We start from the raw sequence: 16,422 nt of genomic DNA on the forward strand, positions 1-16,422 counted from the left end.
TCAGAGGATCAACGCTCGAGCAGGATCCGCAGCATGCGGCGCAGCGGTTCGGCGGCGCCCCACAGCAGCTGGTCGCCGACGGTGAACGCACCGAGGAACTGCGAGCCCATGTTCAGCTTGCGCAGACGGCCCACCGGGATGTTCAGGGTGCCGGTGACCTTGGTCGGGCTCAGCTCCTGCATGCTGATGTCGCGCTGGTTCGGTACCAGCTTGACCCAAGGATTGTGCTGGCTGATCAACCCTTCGATATCGGCGATCGGCACGTCCTTGTTCAGCTTGATGGTCAGCGCCTGGCTGTGGCAGCGCATGGCGCCGATGCGCACGCAGATGCCGTCGACCGGGATCGGGCTCTTGAAGCGACCGAGGATCTTGTTGGTCTCGGCCTGGGCCTTCCACTCTTCGCGGCTCTGGCCGTTCGGCAGTTCCTTGTCGATCCACGGGATCAGGCTACCAGCCAGCGGTACGCCGAAGTTCTCGGTCGGGTAGGCATCGCTGCGCATGGCTTCGGCGACCTTGCGGTCGATGTCGAGGATGGCGCTGGCCGGGTTGGCCAGGTCATCCGCCACAGCGGCGTGGGTCGCGCCCATCTGCTTGATCAGTTCACGCATGTTCTGCGCGCCGGCACCGGACGCCGCCTGGTAGGTCATGGCGCTCATCCATTCCACCAGACCGGCTTCGAACAGGCCGCCCAGGCCCATCAGCATCAGGCTGACGGTGCAGTTGCCGCCGATGTAGTTCTTGGTGCCGGAATCCAGCTGCTGGTCGATGACCTTGCGGTTCACCGGGTCGAGGATGATCACCGCGTCATCCTGCATGCGCAGGCTGGAAGCGGCATCGATCCAGTAGCCCTGCCAGCCGGCTTCGCGCAGCTTGGGGAAGACTTCGCTGGTGTAGTCGCCGCCCTGGCAGGTCAGAATCACGTCGAGGGTCTTCAGCTCTTCAATGCTGTAAGCGTCCTTGAGCGGAGCAATGTCCTTGCCCACGGACGGGCCTTGGCCACCGACATTGGAAGTGGTGAAAAACACCGGCTCGATAAGATCGAAGTCCTGCTCTTCCAGCATCCGCTGCATGAGCACGGAACCGACCATACCGCGCCAACCGATCAGACCTACACGTTTCATCGCAACTACACCTATACAAAAGTGGGCCACCGTCTGAGCGGTGGGCCCGAAAGATTACAGATTCCGCAGCGCGGCGACTACTGCATCGCCCATTTCCTGCGTACCCACCTTGGTGCAACCGGCCGACCAGATGTCGCCAGTGCGCAATCCCTGGTCCAGTACCAGGCTCACGGCCTGCTCGATGGCATCCGCCGCGTCGTTCAGGTTGAAGCTGTAACGCAGCATCATCGACACCGACAGAATGGTCGCCAGCGGGTTGGCGATGCCCTGCCCGGCGATGTCCGGCGCCGAACCGTGGCATGGCTCGTACATGCCCTTGTTGTTGGCATCCAGCGACGCCGACGGCAGCATGCCGATGGAACCGGTGAGCATCGACGCTTCGTCGGAAAGAATGTCGCCGAACATGTTGTCGGTGACGATCACGTCGAACTGCTTCGGCGCACGCACCAGTTGCATGGCGGCGTTGTCGACGTACATGTGGCTCAGCTCGACATCCGGGTAATCCTTGGCCACCTGCTCGACCACTTCGCGCCACAGCTGGCTGGACGCCAGGACGTTGGCCTTGTCCACCGAGCAGAGCTTCTTGCCGCGTACACGGGCCATGTCGAAGCCGACACGGGCGATGCGGCGGATTTCACTCTCGCTGTACGGCAGGGTGTCGTAGGACTGACGCTCGCCGTTGTCCAGTTCGCGGGTGCCGCGTGGCGCGCCGAAGTAGATACCGCCGGTCAGCTCGCGGACGATAAGGATGTCCAGGCCAGAAACGATTTCCGGTTTGAGGCTGGAAGCGTCGGCCAGTTGCGGATAAAGGATTGCCGGACGCAGGTTGCCGAACAGGCCCAACTGCGCGCGAATCTTCAGCAGGCCGCGCTCAGGGCGGATATCACGCTCGATCTTGTCCCATTTCGGACCGCCCACGGCGCCCAGCAGGACCGCGTCGGCTGCCCGCGCACGATCCAGGGTCTCGTCGGCCAGCGGCACGCCGTGCTTGTCGATGGCCGCGCCACCGATCACGTCGTGGCTCAGCTCGAAACCCAGGCTGTACTTGGCGTTGGCCAGCTCCAGCACCTTGACCGCCTCGGCCATGATTTCCGGGCCGATACCGTCACCTGGGAGAATCAGAATCTGCTTGCTCATGCTTTCCTCATTTGCTCTGTCGGTGTGCTGGTCGGCACGCCCGGAAAAATACTGTTGCCTGGCCCGCGGCGTCCGCTCACTCGTAGAGAACGAAGCGCTGGCCCGAATATCAAACCCGCCATGGCTTTTTTGGCGGTTCCGGCGAGTAAAAAGCTCGCTCCTACAGGTTGTGTGTCCTTTCCTGCCGGAGCGAGCTTGCTCGCGATCACTGCGTCACTTTAACGCCGATCAGGCGTCGCGAAACAACCACGGCTGGCTGGCCCGATGCTTGGCCTCGAAAGCGGCAATCGCGTCGCCATCCTGCAAGGTCAGGCCGATATCGTCCAGGCCGTTGAGCAGGCAATGCTTGCGGAACGCATCGATCTCGAATTTCAACACCTTGCCATCGGGACGGGTCACGGTCTGGGCCTGCAGATCAATCTGCAGCTGGTAGCCCGGCTCGGCCTCGACCTGCTGGAACAGTTCATCGACTTCAGCGTCGCTGAGGATGATCGGCAGCAAGCCGTTCTTGAAGCTGTTGTTGAAGAAGATGTCGGCGTAGCTCGGCGCGATGATGCTGCGAAAACCATATTCTTCCAACGCCCAAGGGGCGTGCTCACGGCTGGAGCCGCAACCGAAGTTTTCCCGGGCCAGCAACACGCTGGCGCCCTGGTAGCGCTCGGCGTTGAGCACGAAGTCCTTGTTCAGCGGACGCTTGGAGTTGTCCTGGTACGGCTGGCCGACATCCAGGTAACGCCACTCGTCGAACAGGTTCGGGCCGAAGCCGGTGCGCTTGATCGACTTGAGGAACTGCTTGGGAATGATCTGATCGGTGTCGACGTTGGCACGATCCAAAGGCGCGACAAGACCGGTGTGCTGGGTGAAAGCTTTCATGCTGCGCTCCTTAGATCAATTCACGGACGTCGACGAAACGACCGTTGACGGCGGCAGCCGCGGCCATGGCCGGGCTGACCAGGTGAGTACGCCCACCGGCGCCCTGACGACCTTCGAAGTTGCGGTTCGAAGTCGAGGCGCAATGCTCGCCGGACTCCAAACGGTCCGGGTTCATCGCCAGGCACATCGAGCAGCCCGGCTCGCGCCATTCGAAGCCTGCTTCGAGGAAGATCTTGTCCAGGCCTTCCGACTCCGCCTGGGCCTTCACCAGGCCCGAACCCGGGACCACGATGGCCTGCTTGATGGTCGAGGCCACCTTGCGGCCCTTGGCGATAACGGCCGCGGCACGCAGGTCTTCGATCCGCGAGTTGGTGCAGGAACCGATGAATACCCGGTCCAGCTGGATATCGGTGATCGCCTGGTTGGCGGTCAAACCCATGTATTTCAAGGCACGGACGATGGAGTCACGCTTGACCAGGTCCATTTCCTTGGCCGGGTCCGGCACGTTCTGATCGACGGCCAGCACCATCTCAGGCGAAGTGCCCCAGCTGACCTGTGGCTTGATTTGCGCGGCGTCCAGTTCGACCACGGTGTCGAACTTGGCGTCGACGTCGGACACCAGGTCTTTCCAGGCTTCGACAGCGAGGTCCCATTCCGCGCCTTTAGGCGCGAACGGACGACCCTTGACGTATTCCACGGTCTTTTCGTCCGCTGCCACCAGGCCCACGCGGGCGCCGGCTTCAATGGACATGTTGCAGATGGTCATGCGGCCTTCGACGGACAGGTCGCGAATCGCGCTGCCGGCGAACTCGATGGCATGGCCGTTACCGCCGGCGGTGCCGATCTTGCCGATCACGGCCAGGACGATGTCCTTGGCGGTCACGCCAAATGGCAACTTGCCCTCGACCCGCACCAGCATGTTTTTCATTTTCTTGGCGACCAGGCACTGGGTGGCGAGCACGTGCTCGACCTCGGAGGTGCCGATGCCGTGGGCCAGGGCGCCAAAGGCACCGTGGGTCGAGGTGTGGGAGTCGCCGCAGACCACGGTCATGCCGGGCAAGGTCGCGCCCTGCTCCGGGCCGATGACGTGAACGATGCCCTGGCGCACGTCGTTCATCTTGAATTCGACGATGCCGTATTCGTCACAGTTGTCGTCGAGGGTCTGAACCTGCAGACGCGAGACCTGGTCGGCGATGGCGCTGATGCCACCCTTGCGCTCCGGCGTGGTCGGCACGTTGTGGTCCGGGGTCGCGATGTTGGCATCGATGCGCCAAGGCTTGCGCCCGGCCAGACGCAGGCCTTCGAAGGCTTGCGGCGAAGTCACTTCGTGGATGATGTGACGATCGATATAGATCAGCGCCGAGCCATCGTCGCGCTGCTTGACCAAATGCGAATCCCAGAGCTTGTCGTAGAGCGTTTTGCCGGCCATCAGACGGTTCCTCATCATTTTCTATGCCGCGGGTCTCTGACACCGGTCAATAACCCCTTGGCTTGTGAGGCTGATGCTATGGCGTTACATTAAATAACTCAAATTCATATTTTTTATACTTTGGATAACCAACTGGAATGCGACCATGGACCTGGCCAACCTCAATGCCTTTATCGCGATTGCCGAAACCGGCAGCTTCTCCGGAGCCGGCGAACGCCTGCACCTGACCCAGCCGGCCATCAGCAAGCGCATCGCCGGCCTTGAGCAACAGCTCAATGTGCGGCTGTTCGATCGCCTGGGCCGCGAAGTGGGCCTGACCGAGGCCGGACGCGCCCTGCTGCCGCGGGCCTATCAGATCCTCAACGTACTGGACGACACCCGCCGGGCGCTGACCAACCTGACCGGCGAAGTCACCGGTCGCCTGACCCTGGCGACCAGCCACCATATCGGCCTGCACCGCCTGCCACCCCTGCTGCGCGCCTTTACCCGGCGTTACCCGGAAGTGGCCCTGGACATCCAGTTTCTCGACTCGGAAGTGGCCTACGAAGAGATCCTCCACGGTCGCGCCGAACTGGCGGTGATCACCCTGGCCCCCGAGCCCCATGCGCTGGTCAAGGCCACGCCGGTGTGGAACGACCCGCTGGACTTCGTCGCCGCCCCCGAGCATCCGCTGGTGAGCAACGGCACGGTCAGCCTGGCCGATGTTGCCCTGCATCCGGCGGTATTTCCCGGTGGCAACACCTTTACCCACCACATTGTCCAGCGCCTGTTCGAGGCCCAGGGCCTGACCCCGAACATCGCCATGAGCACTAACTACCTGGAAACCATCAAGATGATGGTGTCCATCGGCCTGGCCTGGAGCGTCTTGCCCCGCACCATGCTCGACGAACAGGTGGCGCGCATTCCTTTACCGGGCATACAGCTCACTCGCCAGCTAGGCTATATCCTGCATACCGAACGGACGCTGTCGAATGCTGCGCGGGCTTTCATGGCCTTACTGGATGCACAAGTCGATTGGCCAGGGACCAAGGCGTAAGCGTCCCGGCATGACTTATGCCCCCTCCTTGATTGCCTGAACCCGCGCCCAACGCTCTTATCAGCCCAAGGCCCGCTGCTCATGCCCAAACCCGCTGACCGTCTACCGCCCATGCCGCGCATTCACGCGCTCGACCCCAAACAGTCGGAGCAAAGCTGGGAGAGCGCCCCGCAGTTGCTTGCCGCACTCAATGGCGCACGGCTGGGCGCCTGGTACTGGGACATCGAAAGCGGGCAAATCAGCTGGTCGCGGGGCACCCAGGCGCTGTTTGGCTTCGATCCGCGCCAGCCGCTGCCCAAAGACCTGGAATACCTCGACCTGCTGCCCGAGGAAGATCGCGCCAAAACCATTCGCGCCTTCCATTCGGTGCTGGCCGGCGCGCCGCTGGAGCAGGCGATGCATCACCGCATCCGCTGGCCCGACGGCAGCCTGCACTGGCTGGAAATCAATGGCAGCGTACTGCCGGACAAGCACGGCAAGCCGCGGATGATCGGGGTGATTCGCGAAATCACCCACCAACGCCAGCGGGAACAGGCCCTCAGCAGCTCGGAAAAACGCTTTGCCACGCTGTTTCACCTGTGCCCGAACATGGTGCTGCTGACCCGCCTGGAAGATGGCCTGATCAGCGAGGCCAACCAGTACTTCGAAATCCTCTTCGGCTGGCCGCTGCAGCACGTCATCGGCCGCACCACCCTCGAACTGGGCCTGTGGGTCGACCCGGAACAACGCGCGCAAATGGTCAAGGCGGTCCAGAAGCGCGGCCAGGCCGCCACCCTCGAGGTGCAACTGCGCGCCAGCAATGGACAGATTCACGACGGCATCCTCAGCGCCCAGAAAGTCGAACTGGAAGGCCAGGCCTACCTGCTCAGCACCTTTCTCGACACCAGCGAACGCAAGCGCGCCGAACAGGCCCTCAAGGACAGCCAGGAGCGCCTCGACCTGGCGCTGGACTCGGCCCAGCTCGGCACCTGGGACTGGCACATTCCCAGCGGCATGCTCTATGGCTCGGCCCGCGCCGCACAGCTGCATGGCCTGGAGCCGATGCCGTTCCACGAGTCGTTCGATGCGTTTTTCGAGGGCGTGCCCGACGAAGAGCGCAACAGCATGCGCGATGCCTACCGCAGCCTGCGCGAAGGTCCGGCCGGTAATTATCAGCTGACCTACCGCGTGCAGCTGGCCGATGGCTCGTCACGCTTTCTGGAAAGCCGTGCCCGCCTCTACCGCGATGAGCAAGGCAACCCGCTGCGCATGGCCGGGACCTTGCTGGACATCACCGAACAGGTCGAGCGCGAGCAGCGCCTGGTGACGTCCGAGGAGAAGTTCGCCAGCCTGTTCCAGGTCAGCCCAGACCCGATCTGCGTCACACTCCAGGAAACCGGACAGTTCATCGAGATCAACTCCAGCTTCACCCAGACCTTCGGCTGGACCGTCGACGAAGTGCTCAACCGCAGCGCCGACGAAATCGGTCTCTGGGACGATTCCGCGCAGCGCCTGCAGCGGATCGAGCAGGTGATCCGCGAACAGGCGCTGAATAACGTCGCAGTGGTGGTCCGGCACAAGGACGGGCAACCCCTGACCTGCATCATTTCCAGCCGGCAGATCACCGTCGACAAACAGCCCTGCATTGTCACCACCCTGCGCGACATCACCCAGCAGCAACGCTCCGAGGCCGCGCTCAAGGCCAGCGAAGAGAAGTTCGCCAAGGCGTTCCACTCCAGCCCCGACGCCATCACCATCACCGAGCGCGACACCGGGCGCTACCTGGAGGTCAACGACGGCTTCTGCCGGCTGACCGGTTACCGCGCCGAGGAAGTGATCGGCCGCACCGTGTATCAGGTCGGCATCTGGGCCGAGGAAAAACAGCGTTCGATCCTGCTTGCCGAGCTGCAGCTCAAAGGTCGGGTCAATCACCTGGAAATGCTCGGCCGCAACAAGCGCGGAGAGATCCTGACGGTCGAGGTCTCGGTCGAACCCATCACCCTCAACGAAACCGCCTGCCTGCTGCTCACCGCGCGGGATGTCAGCCTGCTGAAAAATGCCCAGGCACAGATTCGCCACCTGGCCTACCACGACCCGCTGACCAACCTGCCCAACCGCGCGCTGCTGATGGATCGCCTGAGCCAGCAGATCGCCCTGCTCAAGCGCCACAACCTGCGCGGCGCCCTGCTGTTTCTCGACCTGGACCATTTCAAGCACATCAACGATTCCCTCGGCCACCCGGTGGGCGACACCGTGCTGAAGATCGTCACCGCGCGGCTCGAGGCCAGCGTGCGCATGGAAGACACGGTGGCGCGCCTGGGCGGCGACGAGTTCGTGGTCCTGCTCAGCGGCCTGGAGGGCAGCCGCAGCGAAGTCAGCGACCAGGTACGGGAGCTGGCCGATACCCTGCGTGAACTGCTGTCCGAGCCGATGTTCCTCGACGGCCAGCGCCTGCAGGTGACCCCGAGCATAGGCGTAGCCCTGATTCCCGATCACGGCTCGACCCCCACCGACCTGCTCAAGCGCGCCGATATCGCGCTGTACCGGGCCAAGGACTCCGGGCGCAACACCACCCAGATGTTCCACAACACCATGCAGAAAGCCGCCAGCGAGCGCCTGCGCATGGAAACCGACCTGCGCCTGGCCCTGTCCCGGGGCGAGTTCAGCCTGCACTTCCAGCCCCAGGTCGACGCCCGCGACAACCGCATCGTCGGCGCCGAAGCCCTGGTGCGCTGGCACCACCCCGAACTGGGGGCGCAATCGCCCACCGAGTTCATCAAGGTCCTGGAAGACAGCGGCCTGATCCTCGAGGTCGGCACCTGGATTCTCGACGAAGCCTGCCAGGCCTTCAGCCAGCTGATCGCCGAAGGCCTGGTGGACCCGCTCGATTTCAGCCTGTGCGTGAACATCAGCCCGCGGCAGTTCCGCCAGAACGACTTCGTCGAGCGCATAGAGCGCAGCCTGAGCCAATACCAACTGCCGTCTTCGCTGCTGAAGCTGGAAATCACCGAAGGCATCGTGATCCAGAACCTGGAAGACACCATCAGCAAGATGCGGCGCCTGAAAAAACTCGGCGTGAGTTTCGCCATGGACGACTTCGGCACCGGTTATTCGTCGCTGACCTACCTCAAGCGCTTGCCGGTGGATGCGCTGAAGATCGACCAGTCCTTCGTCCGCGATGCGACCCACGACCCCAACGACGCGGAGATCGTTCGCGCCATCGTCGCCATGGCCCGCAGCCTGGACTTGAATGTGATCGCCGAAGGCGTGGAAACCGCGGAGCAGCTCGAGTTCCTGCAAGGCCTGGGGTGCCATCTGTATCAGGGTTACCTGCACAGTCGACCGCTGCCGCTGGAGGGCTTGAAAGCCCTGCTGGCCTGAACGGACGACGACACAATCACCAGCCTGACAGATCAACGGGACAGCAATTGCCAGTGTCTGGCGCAACCTGTAGGGTCGCGTTTTTTGTGACGCCCCACGAGATCGATCATGCAGGATGCAACCCTCCCCCGCCCGGCTTTGCTGGGCATTGACCTTGGCACCACCAACAGCCTGATCGCCGTATGGCAGGACGGCCGCGCCCAGCTGATCCCCAACGCCCTCGGCGATGTCCTCACCCCGTCGGTGGTCAGCCTCGATGAAGACGACAGCATCCTGGTGGGCAAAGCCGCGCGGGCCCGCCTGACGACCCACCCGGAACGCACGGTGGCCGCCTTCAAGCGCTTCATGGGCAGCGACAAGCGCCTCGAACTGGGTGGCCGGCCGTTCAGCCCGGAAGAACTCTCGGCGCTGGTGATCGGCTCGCTCAAACAGGATGCCGAAGCCTTTCTCGGCCATCCGGTGCAGGAAGCGGTGATTTCGGTGCCGGCCTACTTCAGCGACGAACAACGCAAGCGCACTCTATTCGCCGCCGAACTGGCGGGCCTGACGGTGTCGCGGCTGATCAACGAACCGACCGCGGCCGCCATGGCCTACGGGCTGCATGAACAGAAGTTCGAACGCACGCTGATTTTCGACCTGGGCGGCGGCACCTTCGATGTCACGGTGCTGGAATACGCACTGCCGCTGATTGAAGTGCACGCCTCCACGGGCGACAACTTCCTGGGCGGCGAAGACTTTACCGAGGCCTTGTTGCAGGCCTGCCTCAAGGACTGGCAACTCACCCCGGCGCAGATCGACGCGCAGGGCATGGCCAGCCTGGATGACGCCCTGGAGCAGCTCAAGTGCAAACTCGCCGACGGCACTCAGTCACTCAGTTGGCGTCATGGGGACCGGTCATATGAATGGACCCTGGACGAAGCGCTGGCGCTGAAGATCTGGGAGCCGCTGCTGGCCCGCTTGCGAGCACCCATCGAGCAGGCCCTGCGCGATGCCCGCCTCAAGCCCCGCGACCTCGACAGCCTGGTGCTGGTGGGCGGCGCCACCCGGATGCCGGCGGTGCAGCAAATGGTCGCCACGCTCTTTGGGCGCCTGCCTTACCGCCACCTCGATCCGGATACGATTGTCGCGCTGGGCGCCGCCACCCAGGCCGCCTGCAAGGCCCGGGACGGGGCCATCGAGGAACTGATCCTGACCGACGTCTGCCCCTACACCCTGGGGATTTCGACCAGTCGCGGCGAACAGGTCAGTGGAGCCTTTTCGCCGATCATCGAACGCAATACGGTGATCCCGACGTCACGGGTGCAGCAGTTCTACACCACGCACCCGCACCAGGCGTTTATCCGCATTGCGGTGTATCAGGGCGAGCGGCCCTGGGTGCGGGATAATATTTTCATTGATTCCTTCGACGTGCCCCTGACGCCCAGCGAACAGATCCAGTCCCTGGACGTACGTTTCAGCTATGACATCAATGGCCTGCTCGAAGTCGACGTCACCCTGCTGGCCAGCGGCGAACGCCATAGCCACAGCATCGACCGCAGCCCCACCGGGCTCGATGCGCAATCCCGGCAGGCCAGCCATGAGCGACTGACCGCGCTGAAAATCCACCCTCGCGACGCCCTGCCCAACCGTACCCTGCTGGCCCGCCTGGAGCGGGCGTGGATGCAAAGCCTGGGCGACGAGCGCGAGCGCATCGCCGACTGGCTGGACACCTTCACCGCCGTGCTCGGTGGCCAGCAACCGGCGGAGATTGCCAGCCATCGAACCCAGCTGAACAAGGCGCTGGATCAACTACGTCTCTAGCAGTCGAGCCGCCGCAAGCAGGCCTGCAAACCGCCAGGCAGTGCGTCTTCACCAGCGCTGTCCGGCGGTACGCCATAGCGGTTGGGCAGTTTGTCGCCAGGGAAGGCAAACAGGATCAGCGCCAGGAATGGAAAGAACACCGACAGACCGCCCAGCACCAGCAAGGTCGGGATGCCACGGCCTATGTCATGCAGACGACGCAGAATCGCCCCGAGCAAAAACACAGTGCCCAGCAACGACACGACGATCGCGGACAGCGATGTGCCGCTGAATAACGCGGCCAGCGGCGTGACCAGCACGGCGCCCAGCACCTGCCAGAAGAACGCTCCACGCCCCAGACGCGTGCCCAGACGCCAGAAAGCCGTGGCCGGCGTCGGACGGCTGTCGCCCTTGGCCAGCAACAGACGCTCGCTCCAGGACAGCAGCGCGCTGAAGGCAAACCGCAGGCCAGGCCCGTGCTCCGGGTTGTCTTTGGCCCGCTGCATGCGCAGCAGCACTTTCTGCCGAGGTACACCGGCACTGCCATAACGCACTAGCCCCTTGAGCACATCGAGGGCCAGGTAAAAGGCCTCGCTGTCGATCCCTTCGTCTTCGGCCAGCGTCTGATGCGGCGGCCGTGGCGGCTCGCCCTTGATCAAGCCGTGGCGAAAGCCGTCGAACCAGTCCTGGGGGTTGGTGATTTCGGTAATCCGGTCGAGCAGGTATCGACGCTGCTGCGCATCGATCACCGGGTCGTGATACAGCACGCCACTCAAGAGCATGCGCCCGAGCAAATCGTCCGCGAAGGCCGGCAGGTCACCGCGCAGGCATGCAAACAGACGCTCATTGCTCAACAACCGCGCACTGTCGAGCGCTTCCTGGACGCCAAGCAACTGCCGGTCGAGCAAGGCATGCACCGGATCGTCCAATTGCAGCCAGCCGAGCAAAGCGCTCAGGTCGCCCTGTTCGCGCTGCAACTGGGCAAGCTGCGGCTGCAGCCGGCTGAGCGGATGGGACGGATTGAGCGCCAGACGCGCCAGACACTGCGAGTCGATCAATTGCCACCAGCGTTCCGGCTGCTCCAGCAATGCCATCAGGAACAGCGTATGGGCGTACCAGTGCCAGAGCGCCTCGCCCGTCCCTGGTGGCGGCAACACGACGCCGCGCTGGCTCAGTTGCAGCAGCAGGTTCAGTTCCGACAGATCGCTTGCCGCATCGGTATCGCTCAATTCGAAAGACTCGGCGATACGCTCCAGGGCGGCATGACCGTAAGGGCGCAATCGGCGCAGCCACAAACGGCAGATCTGGTGCGGCTCACCGGTTGTCAGCGCATCGGCCAGTTGCGCCGAAGCAGACTCCTCATCGATGAAGGTCTTCATCGCCAACGGAATCGGCGCCTGGTTCAACCAGCGCAAGTGCTGCCCGGCCTGGTCCTTGAACCCGCTCAGCACCAGGGCTTCGAGGGCATCCAGCGGCTGCGGCTCATCCAGCACCTGTTGCAACAGCTCTGCTGCGCCACGGTGCAAGGCCCAGGCATGCCGGTACAGGCGCAACAACCGGGTATCGGCATTCTGGCCAAGCAACTGCGCCAGCAAGGGCAACTCGTCGCCGCTCATCCGCCAATCGATAAAGGCCTGCGCCAACCCCTGCAGCTCGAGCCGGCCAACACCGAGCCAGCGGATCAGCGTCTCGGGACGTTGTGAAGGGCTGCCATATTCCTGGGTGACGTGGGCGAGATCGGTGGACCAGTCGCTGAAGTTCTCCAGACGATCAAAGGCCTGAATCAGCAGCGGCAAAAAGTCCGGCTGACGTTTGGCGCACAGCGCCAGCAATTGGCTCTCGGCCTTGGGATGACGATGCTCCTGCCACAGCCGGACCCAGCAAGGCAATGCCTGATCGTCCAGCCCCAGCAGGCTGTTCTGGCACGCCAACAGGTAAAGCCAGTCCACATCATCCGGCGCTTCGCGCTGCTGCTCGATGCACAACTGCAGCAGCCCCTGGCCACCGATGCCGGCCTGGGTGAATTGCACCAGCAGGCGCTTGATGAACACTGCATCGTTCGGTAACGGCAGGCAGGTGTGCTGGCTGGCGAAGCCTTCGTACTCGTGGAGCGGTCGCCGGTCGAAGATGAAGTCGAGGCTGCGCGCGAACCACAGGCTTTCGGTCTGCGCCGGTTCCGACCAGCCCCCCATCAGCGCCGTATCGAATGGGTCCGGGGCCTTGATCCGGTTCAGATAGTCCTCGACATGGCGGGCCTGATCGAAACCCAGCTCCAGCAACTGATGCTCCCAGCCCATGCGCTGGGCCAGCAGGCCCGCGCAACGGTAGGAAAGCGGCCCGGCGTTGGCCGTCCGCTGGAACAACTCCCAGCGCAAGTCATCGAGCAGGCCGAGCGGCAGTTGATCCAGCGCCTTGATAAAAGCCTGCCAGGCATCGGGATCGAAGCGGCGCGTCGGATCATTCAGCAGCGCATCAAAATCGAGGATGGCTTGCGCAGGCGCAGGCTCGCTCTCCTGCGACGCCTCAAGCTCCTGCTCGTTGTCACGCACCAGCCGCAGAGCACTTTCGTAGGCCTGGCGCAGCGCCTGGAACCCTTCCGGATCGGTCTCCGGGTGATGCTCCGGCAGACGGGCCCGATAGGCATTGCGAATCAGCGTTTCATCGGTGGTAGGGTCGATGCCCAGCTTTATCCAGCAACTCATGACCAGTCGAACTCCTCTAGCGACGCCGGACGCTGCGGCAAGTCGAGATCCAGGTGCCAAGGCAAGTCCGCCAGACAATCCGCCATGTTTTCAGCGAGCCCGCGGGCAATCATCTGGCTGAGGGGGTTCTCCCCCTGTCGATCCAGCTCGTAAGCCAGTTCGTCATCGCTATTACCCTGGCAACCCCAGAACGCGCGGCCAACGAGGAATCCATTGAAATAAGCGAACCAACTGCCGTAGTGGTATTGCGCCCTGACCGCCAGCCGGCCGTGCAACCACAGGCTCTCGGCCAGATCGATCCACTGGTTGCGCACACCGCAACGCAAGAGAAACCCCATGCGCCCGTAATCCCAGGCCAGGATCCCACCCGGGCCACAAGCGCCAAAGGTACGGCTGGCGAACTGGTGCAGGATGCGTTCACGGGGTTCGAGCGTCTCGAGCAAGGCCTGCCATTCGCTCGGCAGACAACGCTGCCAGGCGCGATACGCGTCGTCGAGGTGGGTGGCATGACCGTTGTCAGTCATCCTTTCCAGCATGCCCAGCAACTGCCGTCGGTCACTGATGCCCCAACTGCCTTGCAGGTCGATGGAGTCCGAGCCGGGGTAGAACGCGGGGTTGTCGTATCCGGCGCGAGGGTTGAGCGCAACCATCGGCGCAGAGAGGCTCCACAGCCAGCGCTGCTGTATCTCGTCCATGAAAAAGGCTCCAGGCCGACCGGTGAGGAATGGGGGGTCGGCAAAACTGCGGCGGATTGTAGAGAAAGCGCCACTACGCGGCAAAGGCGAACGATGATTTTCCCGGGCATAAAAAAGGCCCCGACTGGTCGGGGCCTTTTTCAGCGACTCAGCGCTTGATCACACGCTGGTGTGGCGGCGCAAGGATCAATGCTGCAGGGCTGGCTTCTGCGTCCCGTTGATCGGGATGCGCTTGGCTTTCGCTTCTTCCGGGATCACCCGCAACAGGTCGATGCTCAACAAACCGTTGCTCAGGCCGGCGGCCTTGATCTCGATGTGATCGGCCAAGCGGAAGGACAGCTTGAACGCACGCTGGGCGATGCCCTGGTGCAGGAAGGTGACGCCTTCGTTCGCGTCACGCTTGCCGCCACTGATGGTCAGCACGCCCTTCTCGACTTGCAGCTCCAGGTCTTCTTCCTGGAAACCGGCGGCGGCCACGACGATGCGGTACTGGTCGTCACCGTGCTTTTCGACGTTGTAGGGCGGATAGGTGCTGCCTGGCTCATTGCGCAGGGCGGTTTCGAACAGGTCGTTGAAACGGTCGAAACCCACCGAGGAACGGAACAGTGGAGCGAGGGAAAATGCAGTACTCATGGTTCAAATCTCCTGAAAACAATCAGCAAGTTTTTTTGTCTCCGCGACCCGAATTCGGCATCGCGTAACCCTTAGATAGGGACCGCCGATTGCATTTCAAGAGACTTTTTGCAGATTTTTTTCAGGCCTCCTCGGCCACTAGCAAGCCGAGCAAACGCGAGACTTGATCCGGCTCGGTTTCACGGCGCAGGACGGTAAACAGCTCCACCGCCTCGGGATAATTGCGGGTCAGCATCGCCAGCCATTGCTTCAGGCGACCCGGCGATTGGCGAGCGGTCATCTGTGCCTTGGCTTGCAACCAGAAGTCCTGGATCAGCGGCATCAGCTCGGCCCAGGTCATCTCAACGACTTCCTCGCCGGCACGTGCGGCGGCGATCTGTTTGGCCAGGTCCGGACGCGACACCAGGCCACGACCGAGCATGATGTCTTCGACGCCGCTGATTTCCCGGCAGCGGCGCCAGTCTTCGACACTCCAGATATCGCCGTTGGCGAACACCGGCACCTTGACCACGTCCTGCACCCGCGGAATCCATTCCCAATGCGCCGGCGGCTTATAGCCGTCGACCTTGGTCCGCGCATGCACCACAATATGTTCCGCACCACCTTCGGCCAACGCCGTGGCGCACACCAACGAGCCATCCGGGCTGTCGAAGCCGAGGCGCATCTTGGCGGTCACCGGGATATGCGTCGGCACGGCACGCCGCACATGCTCGACGATCTGGTTGAGCAGCTCCGGCTCCTTGAGCAGCACCGCCCCGCCCCGGGATTTGTTGACGGTCTTGGCCGGGCAGCCGAAGTTCAGGTCGATGACTTCGGAACCGAGCTCACAGGCCAGGGCGGCGTTTTCCGCCAGGCACACCGGATCGGAACCCAGCAGTTGCACCCGCAACGGCACGCCGGACGCGGTCCGCGCGCCATTCAACAACTCGGGGCCGAACTTGTGGAAATAGGCCGGCGTAAGCAACTGGTCGTTGACCCGGATGAACTCGGTCACGCACCAGTCGATACCACCGACCCGGGTCAGCACATCCCGCAGGATGTCATCGACCAACCCCTCCATGGGCGCCAAAGCAATTTGCATGAATCACACTCAACGTAAAACGCGATAAAAAACGTGCGGCAGTTTACTGGGTTTCGCCGGGGAGCAGGTATTTCAACGGGTGGATGGTCACCGGCGGCGATGAAGCCATGCCGAAAGCTCAGCTCGCGCCTTGCAACGCCGGCCCATAACCTTCAAGAAATTCCGCCGGCATGCGCTTGGGCTTGCCGCTGGACAGCTCGATGCAGACAAAGGTGGTCTGGGCCCGCAGCAAGGTGGTGCCGTCGCTCGGACGCACCAGCTGGAAGCGCCGCGACATCTTCAGGCGCTGGTCCCAATCGACGATCCAGGTCGCCAGTTGCAGCTCGTCGCCTTCATAGGCCGCCGCCAGGTAGTCGATCTCGTGGCGTACCACCGCCATGGCCCGATCCAGGCGGCGGTACTCGCTCAGGTCCAGGCCCAGGCGCTGGGAATGACGCCAGGCGCAACGCTCGAGCCAGGTGACATACACCGCGTTGTTGGCATGCCCCAAGCCGTCGATGTCTTCGGCACCCACCTGCAGATCGATGATAAATGGCGTTGCCAGATCCCAGCCCATGCCCCACTCCCGGTCAGATT

At 63.1% G+C, this 16,422-nt stretch carries 12 protein-coding genes; 3 read left to right on the plus strand and 9 right to left on the minus strand.

Annotated features, from left to right (window positions below):
* Nucleotides 1-8 precede the first annotated feature (8 nt).
* The 4 genes from asd to leuC all read right to left on the minus strand — a co-directional run bounded on the left by asd (nt 9) and on the right by leuC (nt 4,560).
* Nucleotides 9-1,121, minus strand: coding sequence for an aspartate-semialdehyde dehydrogenase (asd, locus tag NRG23_RS08630; RefSeq protein WP_007921989.1), 1,113 nt, complete (start codon nt 1,119-1,121; stop codon nt 9-11).
* 54 nt (nt 1,122-1,175) lie between these two features.
* Nucleotides 1,176-2,258 (minus strand): 3-isopropylmalate dehydrogenase, encoded by a 1,083-nt coding sequence (gene leuB, locus NRG23_RS08635; RefSeq protein WP_009048099.1) that lies wholly within the window; start codon nt 2,256-2,258, stop codon nt 1,176-1,178.
* 228 nt (nt 2,259-2,486) lie between these two features.
* Nucleotides 2,487-3,131 carry a 3-isopropylmalate dehydratase small subunit gene (gene leuD / locus NRG23_RS08640; RefSeq protein WP_009048098.1) on the minus strand — a complete coding sequence of 215 codons (645 nt, stop codon included), beginning with the start codon at nt 3,129-3,131 and terminating at the stop codon, nt 2,487-2,489.
* 10 nt (nt 3,132-3,141) lie between these two features.
* Nucleotides 3,142-4,560 carry a 3-isopropylmalate dehydratase large subunit gene (gene leuC, locus NRG23_RS08645; protein ID WP_257374364.1) on the minus strand — a complete coding sequence of 473 codons (1,419 nt, stop codon included), beginning with the start codon at nt 4,558-4,560 and terminating at the stop codon, nt 3,142-3,144.
* A 145-nt stretch (nt 4,561-4,705) separates the two neighbouring features.
* Between leuC and NRG23_RS08650 the strand changes: the two genes are divergently transcribed.
* The 3 genes from NRG23_RS08650 (at nt 4,706) to NRG23_RS08660 (ending at nt 10,756) form a co-directional block, all read left to right on the plus strand.
* On the plus strand, nt 4,706-5,596 hold the full coding sequence (locus tag NRG23_RS08650; protein ID WP_009048097.1) for a LysR family transcriptional regulator: 891 nt from the start codon (nt 4,706-4,708) through the stop codon (nt 5,594-5,596).
* Between the two features lie 81 nt (nt 5,597-5,677).
* Nucleotides 5,678-8,956, plus strand: a complete 3,279-nt coding sequence (locus NRG23_RS08655) for an EAL domain-containing protein (RefSeq protein ID WP_257374365.1) — start codon at nt 5,678-5,680, stop codon at nt 8,954-8,956.
* 108 nt (nt 8,957-9,064) lie between these two features.
* Nucleotides 9,065-10,756 (plus strand): molecular chaperone HscC, encoded by a 1,692-nt coding sequence (locus NRG23_RS08660; RefSeq protein WP_257374366.1) that lies wholly within the window; start codon nt 9,065-9,067, stop codon nt 10,754-10,756.
* On the opposite strand, the gene NRG23_RS08665 is transcribed toward NRG23_RS08660, so the two are convergent.
* The 5 genes from NRG23_RS08665 to NRG23_RS08685 all read right to left on the minus strand — a co-directional run bounded on the left by NRG23_RS08665 (nt 10,753) and on the right by NRG23_RS08685 (nt 16,402).
* Nucleotides 10,753-13,437 carry a DUF805 domain-containing protein gene (locus tag NRG23_RS08665; protein ID WP_257374367.1) on the minus strand — a complete coding sequence of 895 codons (2,685 nt, stop codon included), beginning with the start codon at nt 13,435-13,437 and terminating at the stop codon, nt 10,753-10,755. The two genes, NRG23_RS08660 and NRG23_RS08665, sit on opposite strands and share 4 nt — an antisense overlap.
* Nucleotides 13,434-14,132, minus strand: a complete 699-nt coding sequence (locus tag NRG23_RS08670) for a DUF1266 domain-containing protein (RefSeq protein ID WP_016704918.1) — start codon at nt 14,130-14,132, stop codon at nt 13,434-13,436. Before NRG23_RS08670 ends, NRG23_RS08665 begins: the two co-directional genes overlap by 4 nt.
* Nucleotides 14,133-14,318: 186 nt before the next feature.
* Nucleotides 14,319-14,765, minus strand: a complete 447-nt coding sequence (locus NRG23_RS08675; RefSeq protein WP_007922004.1) for an Hsp20 family protein — start codon at nt 14,763-14,765, stop codon at nt 14,319-14,321.
* Between the two features lie 121 nt (nt 14,766-14,886).
* Nucleotides 14,887-15,846, minus strand: coding sequence for a tRNA-dihydrouridine synthase (locus NRG23_RS08680; protein ID WP_257374368.1), 960 nt, complete (start codon nt 15,844-15,846; stop codon nt 14,887-14,889).
* Between the two features lie 118 nt (nt 15,847-15,964).
* Nucleotides 15,965-16,402 carry a thioesterase family protein gene (locus NRG23_RS08685; RefSeq protein ID WP_009048091.1) on the minus strand — a complete coding sequence of 146 codons (438 nt, stop codon included), beginning with the start codon at nt 16,400-16,402 and terminating at the stop codon, nt 15,965-15,967.
* Between the last annotated feature and the right edge of the window lie 20 nt (nt 16,403-16,422).

Source organism: Pseudomonas sp. T8 (genome assembly GCF_024610635.1).
Taxonomy (GTDB): domain Bacteria; phylum Pseudomonadota; class Gammaproteobacteria; order Pseudomonadales; family Pseudomonadaceae; genus Aquipseudomonas; species Aquipseudomonas chlororaphis_I.